This window comes from Sodalinema sp., from assembly GCF_046483825.1.
Classification (GTDB): domain Bacteria; phylum Cyanobacteriota; class Cyanobacteriia; order Cyanobacteriales; family Geitlerinemataceae; genus Sodalinema.
Map to the genome: position 1 here is coordinate 1 of NZ_JAWOCL010000084.1, position 5,303 is coordinate 5,303.

Annotated in this window: 2 protein-coding genes and 3 pseudogenes; 4 read left to right on the top strand and 1 reads right to left on the bottom strand. The window is 51.0% G+C overall.

The genetic code is table 11. From position 1 onward, the window contains the following. Positions 1 to 1,343, bottom strand: a pseudogene (locus tag R6U67_RS05665) (hypothetical protein); the annotation flags it as partial. A gap of 326 nt (positions 1,344 to 1,669) precedes the next feature. On the opposite strand from R6U67_RS05665, the gene minD reads away from it, so the two are divergent. The 4 genes and pseudogenes from minD to R6U67_RS05685 form a co-directional block, all read left to right on the top strand. Beyond that, positions 1,670 to 2,476, top strand: coding sequence for a septum site-determining protein MinD (minD, locus tag R6U67_RS05670; protein ID WP_068788727.1), 807 nt, complete (start codon positions 1,670 to 1,672; stop codon positions 2,474 to 2,476). Between the two features lie 25 nt (positions 2,477 to 2,501). After that, positions 2,502 to 2,780: pseudogene (minE, locus tag R6U67_RS05675) on the top strand (cell division topological specificity factor MinE); the annotation flags it as partial. Between the two features lie 274 nt (positions 2,781 to 3,054). Beyond that, the gene (locus R6U67_RS05680) at positions 3,055 to 3,909 is read left to right on the top strand and encodes an ABC transporter permease (RefSeq protein WP_410251645.1); all 855 of its coding nucleotides are present in this window, start codon (positions 3,055 to 3,057) and stop codon (positions 3,907 to 3,909) included. A gap of 173 nt (positions 3,910 to 4,082) precedes the next feature. Then, positions 4,083 to 5,303: pseudogene (locus R6U67_RS05685) on the top strand (S9 family peptidase); the annotation flags it as partial.

Genomic DNA, 5,303 nt, shown 5'->3' on the forward strand with positions numbered 1-5,303 from the left:
GCAATAGAGAGCAATCCAGCGGCACCAATCAGAGCCGCTCCCCCAGTTGCAACGACTAATCCGCCCAACATCCCTAAACCACCTGCCGCAACAGAACCACCTCCCAAAGCGGCAAGGGTGGCATTGGTTGCAGCAGCTCCTGACAGACTGCTCAAGCTAACGCCAGTTGCCGTTTCAGCTCCGGCAGCGGAGAGTAACCGTGTTGCTTGGGGAACAACACCGGCACCCTGACTATAGACTTGCTTTGCAGACTCTTTCAAATTTTCAACATCTTGATAATCCTGAATAAATCCCATAACCTTTTCGCCTAAGTCCTGACCTTCAGTCAAATTATTTTGACGGGTGATTGCATAGACTAGCTTGGCATTATCAGAAATCCTAGATGTCAGAATCAAATTATCTAAATCTGTGACAATAGCTTCATCAGAGACTTCGCGACCATCTCTAACTTCTTGATATGCCATTAAATAGGCATTCCTTTGATTCCCATCAAATTTTGGGTTTTCGTCAATCCACTTGACGAGGATTAAATCGACCGTTAAAGCCCTAGATTTGGCACTAGCAATTGTGTACTCATTTTGAATTTCTGGCGGCAACTGAGAGGCAGTTATAATTGAATCCAGGTCGCTGAGCGCTTTAAAATTGGTAATAGGTTCACCAGCACGAACAAACTCAAAGGTTCCTAGGATTAGTTGCCGTTTGTCTTGAGATAATCTTGAGGTTGCCAGGGTGGACTCAATCGCATTTTGAATCCCCAGGAGTCTTGAGTTGTTACTTGCTAACAGGTAGCGATCTTTGACTGAATCCTCAAGTCGCGACGTTTCAATCACATAATCTAACAGTTGCAGGGATGTTAGATCGCTGATATACCTGCCATCTTCAACCTGCTCATAAACAAATTTACACTTCGTTTTACTTGCATCCTGAATGAAGGAGGTATTATCAATTTCTTGGTAGATTTGATCTGCGAGTCTTAGGGTTCGGTCGTAGAGGGTGTGAGCGATCGCGATCGCCTCACCTCGACGACCTGGGAGTTGAAATGGGATTTCCGTATTGTCAGTCGTCCTTGCCGGAATCTTAAGTTCTAGTTTTTCCCCAGAACGTAGCGTGATTTCCTGTTTTCCCCCGGTACGCGATCGCACATAAGGGATAAACACATGGTATTTCTCAGTATCGAGATCGAGACTTGTCGTGGTTTCAGGCTCAGCCAGAGCTGGCTGCATCGCCAGAGTATCCCGCAACACCAAACCCATAGCAGCGAGAGTTAGTCCTTGCAAGGCTTGGCGGCGGCTGATGTTGAAGCGAGTCATCTTAGAACCATCATTATGGAATGGTTCCATCATGAATGGTACTGACGTGGAAATCCAAGGCTTTTTTATGATTCTTCGTATTGTTATGAAAAATTAACGATAAAATCTAAAGAAACATCAAGAATTATCGACATTCTCCATCTTAACTTGGGCAATCTTGACTCAACCTAGCCCCAGTCGCCAACCCCTCCCCATTCCAGATGGCCGATCTCTTCGGGAAATCTCCCGCCGCCTATCCCCCCAGATGATACATTGGGACAACTGCCCACAGACGCGATCTACCCCTTGGGGCCATGCCTCAAGTGTACATTTCGTTGTCGTGTAGCCCTGTTTGGATCGTTCCCAAGCCGTTTCTCATTATGAGTCGCATTATTGTTGTCACCTCGGGTAAAGGAGGAGTGGGCAAAACCACCACCACCGCCAACCTCGGTATGGCATTAGCACAACGCAATCGCAAAGTGATCCTCGTGGATGCTGACTTTGGGTTGCGGAACCTGGATCTGCTGCTGGGGCTGGAAAATCGAGTCGTCTATACCGCCGTCGAAGCGATCGCCGGTGAATGCCGCCTCGATCAAGCGATTGTCCGGGATAAACGCCAAAATACCCTCGCCCTGTTACCCGCCGCCCAAAATCGCATGAAAGATGCCGTCACCCCCGCCCAGATGCGTAAATTGGTGATGGCCTTAGCCAAAAAATTTGATTATGTCCTCGTCGATTGCCCCGCCGGGATTGAACAGGGGTTCCAAAACGCGATCGCCGCCGCCCGAGAAGCCCTCATCGTCACCACCCCGGAAATTGCAGCGGTACGGGATGCCGATCGCGTGGTGGGCCTCCTCGAAGCCAATGGGGTGCGGAAAGTGGGCCTGATTATCAACCGCATCCGCCCGGAAATGGTGGAAGCCAACGATATGATGTCCGTCGAAGATGTGCAGGAACTGTTAGCGGTTCCCCTCGTCGGCGTAATTCCCGATGACGAACGGGTGATTGTCTCAACCAACCGAGGCGAACCCTTAGTTCTCTCCGAGGAACCCTCGCGAGCGGGACAAGCCTATAGTAATATCGCTCGCCGTCTGGAGGGAGAGACGGTGGAGTTTTTAGATCTCTCGGTTCCCCCGAAAGGTATCTTCTCTCGCTTGCGTAATCTGTTGAACACCCGAATTATCTGACTCGACGTTGACTCGACTCATCACAATGCTCTCCAATCTGCTCGCCCGCCTGTTGCCGCGATCGCACAAAGACACCAGCCGCAAGGAAGTCAAACGCCGCCTGCAACTGGTGATTGCTCACGATCGCGTCGACTTAAACCCGGCAACCATTGAGGCGATGCAGAAGGAAATCCTAGAGGTGGTTTCCCGCTATGTGGAAATCGACACCGAAGGCCTCAACTTTGCCCTAGAAAGCGATCAGCGGATGACCTCCATTACCGCCAACCTGCCCATCCGTCGGGTTCGCAAACCTCCCACAGAAGACGAGTTAGACTCTCTCCCCGAGTCATTGCCCGAGTCATTGAGTGATGACAACCTGCTTAGGTTGGAACTCGTCGAAGAAGAGGAAGATTCCCCCTTAGATCCCCCAGCCAACGCCTCCAACAGCGACGCACCGCCCCCCCAACCCGAAGACAACCGCGACAACGATCACGACAGCGATCAGGATGAGGACGACGATGGCGATCGCCGGGACTCCGAGCAACCCTAAATCAAGGTAAGATGCTTCTGATGTCTTGTTCGCGATCGCCCCTGTACCTGTGACTGTTCAAAACTCCCTCACCCCTAGCCAACGTAACCCCAATTCCCTCGACTACGCCACCATTTGGCAAGACAGCCTCACCATCTTCTGGGGGGATTGGCTGGATTTGCGAGTTCGCATCGCCCAAGTCGCCGCCTCGGGCCTCATCTCTCCCCTGATTTACATCGTCGCCTTCGGCTTAGGCTTAGGGAGTTCCGTCCGCCCCGGAACCGCCATCAGTGAGGACTATAGTAGTTATCTACAATTCATCCTACCGGGGATGGTCGCCCTATCCTCCATGGCCATCAGTTTCGGCGGTACCACCTTCTCGATTTGTGGCGAACGACTCTACAGCAAAACCTTTGAAGAAGTGCTACTTCTCCCCATTCATCCCCTCTCACTGCATTTGGGGAAAATGATCGCCGGTGTGGTTCGAGGCTTAATGACCTCGGCATCGGTGATGGTCGTAGCTGTCCTCTTTCTTGGCTTTACAGAACAGGGAATTTCAGCGGTTTGGAGCTTTTTTAATCCTCTCTTTTTGTTGGTGTTAATCCTCAATTGTGCTGTCTTTGCCGGACTGGGGGTGATTGTTGGACTGAATGTTAAATCCCTCGAAAGTGTCGGATTACTCAATAACTTTTTGATTGTCCCCATGTCCTTTCTGGGGGCGACCTTTTTTGACCCTGCGACCTTGCCCAGCGCCCTCAAAGTGATTGTCTTTTGTCTGCCCCTAACCTATACCAGTGTGGGCTTACGGTCAGCCGCCTATGGGTCATTGGCTGACTTTACCTGGATTAGTATTCCGGTGTTGTTGGTGGTGGCGATCGCCCTGTCTTGGGTGGGTGCTTATCAGTTTTCTCATCAACAAGATTAGGGCTGAACAAGGAATAATTAATCGATGATATTCGATGTTTTTTTGCCTTGTATACCAACTTGTAGGGGCGAATAATTATTCGCCCCATTATTCGCCCCTACAAAATCTGATTTTGTTGTTTGAATTGCCCACAAAATTAGTTTTGTTTGTTCACCCTTTACCGTTAAAAACTTATGACATTTACCTATCCTCAAGCACGACAAAGTGACCAAGTTGATACTTATCATGGCCTCGAAATTCCCGACCCCTATCGTTGGTTAGAAGACTCCGACTCCGAAGAAACTCGGGCTTGGATTGAAGCGCAAAATGAGCTAACCTTTGGTTTTCTGACGAAAAATCCCGATCGCGATCGCCTCAAAGCGCGACTCACTCAACTCTGGAACTACGAAAAATACGGGATTCCCTTCAAAGAAGGCGATCGCTACTTCTACTTCAAAAACGACGGCCTACAAAACCAAAACGTCCTCTACGTCCTCGATCACCTCGACGGCGATCCCCGCGTTCTCCTTGATCCCAACCAACTCTCCGACGATGGAACCGTGGCCCTAACCGGTTACGCCATTTCTCCCGATGGCCACTGGCTAGCTTACTCCCTCTCAGAGTCCGGTTCCGACTGGAAAACCTGGCGTATTCGCAACATCGACAGCGGCGACGATCTCAGCGACGAGGTGAAGTGGAGTAAGTTCTCCGGGGCCGCCTGGACTCACGACAATCAAGGCTTCTACTATAGCGCCTACGATCGCCCCCAAGAAGAGAGTCAATACGAAGACATTAACTACTTCCAAAAACTCTATTACCACCGTCGCGGAACTCCCCAAAGCGAGGACGTTCTCATCTATGAACGGCCCGACGAGAAAGAATGGGGGTTTAGCGGCGATGTCACCGACGATGGCCGCTATCTCATTATCTCCGTCTGGCGGGGAACGGAACCGAAAAACCTCGTCTTCTACCAAGACTTACAAACCCCCACATCACCACAACTCGACGCGCCGGTGGTGGAATTGATCAACACCTGGGAAGCCCGCTATGATGTGGTGGGCAACGAAGGCGATCGCCTCTGGTTAACCACCGACTTTAACGCCCCTCGCTATTGTCTCATTGCCTTAGACCTCCCCGGCGGCGATCGGCAAACCGTTATCCCCGAAGCCGAAGATGTCCTACAAGGTGTAAGTCTCCTCAACCATCAATTTGTGGTGGAATACCTCAAAGACGCTCGCTCTCAGGTGAAACGCTTTCGCCTCAGCGGCGAGTTTCTCGGAGATATCGACCTCCCCGGAATTGGCTCTGTTGGCGGCTTTGGCGGTAAAGCCAGCGATACCGAAACCTTTTACGCCTTCACCGGCTTCACCACCCCCACCACCATCTATCGCTACGATCTCACCACGGGCGAGAGT